At 29.2% G+C, this 720-nt stretch carries 2 protein-coding genes; one reads left to right on the top strand and one right to left on the bottom strand.

Going from position 1 to position 720, the window contains the following annotated elements:
• On the top strand, positions 1–405 hold a 405-nt coding region (locus tag LGK97_RS19665), incomplete at its 5' end, for a hypothetical protein (protein ID WP_226262013.1).
• A gap of 10 nt (positions 406–415) precedes the next feature.
• Here LGK97_RS19665 and LGK97_RS19660 read toward each other — a convergent pair.
• Complete coding sequence (locus LGK97_RS19660) at positions 416–628, bottom strand: hypothetical protein (protein WP_226262011.1); 213 nt, start codon at positions 626–628, stop codon at positions 416–418.
• Positions 629–720 lie beyond the last annotated feature (92 nt).

Here is a 720-nt window from a genome sequence, read left to right as displayed (position 1 = left end):
TATAAATACAATGCTTCAATATATACCAAGGGGGTTTCTTTTTTAAATAATGAAATTCTGAGAATGAGCGAGATATCGAGAGTAATTTATAATATAGAGAGGAAGGAAAAAATGGCGAATATATTGAAATACACGAAAAAACAATTAGAGAAAACACTGAAAGATTTCGTAAAGAAGGAAAACATAGTTTCAAATGACGTATCTGAATGGATAAGAATCATAAATGATTTCATATATGATTTTGAATTAAGATCTGAGATTAATGAAGAAGATAAACTTTCAATAACAACCAATAAGGAAGAGCAAGTTGTTATTGAAAAAATGATGTTTGCATTAGACGGTTCAAAAGTTTCCTTGAATTATATTTTTGATGGTAATATTACGTATGTAGAAGAGGATGTTTAATTAGGGACATTCAAGCAAATGGCAAAAGCGGTGAGTCTTCATCAAAGACGCGATAAAAACATATGCCGTAAATTAACAAAAACCCCTTAATCATTCTGTTAATATGCCTAAATGAACAATTGAGAGCTATAGCTGCTCTCTTTTTATTGCCATCCGTTTCTATTAGTCTTTTTATAGTAGAGTACTTATGTATTTCTTCCATATTTAAATTCACCTTTCTCATTATCAGCACCTCATTTCTAGTCATGAGGTTTATTATACAATGTTTTAATATTTGGGACATAATCAAATGTGGTATATTAAGACATTATCATA

Source organism: Clostridium sp. CS001, from assembly GCF_020443565.1.
Lineage (GTDB): Bacteria > Bacillota > Clostridia > Clostridiales > Clostridiaceae > Clostridium_AD.
This window is presented reverse-complemented; position numbering and strand designations above follow the sequence as displayed.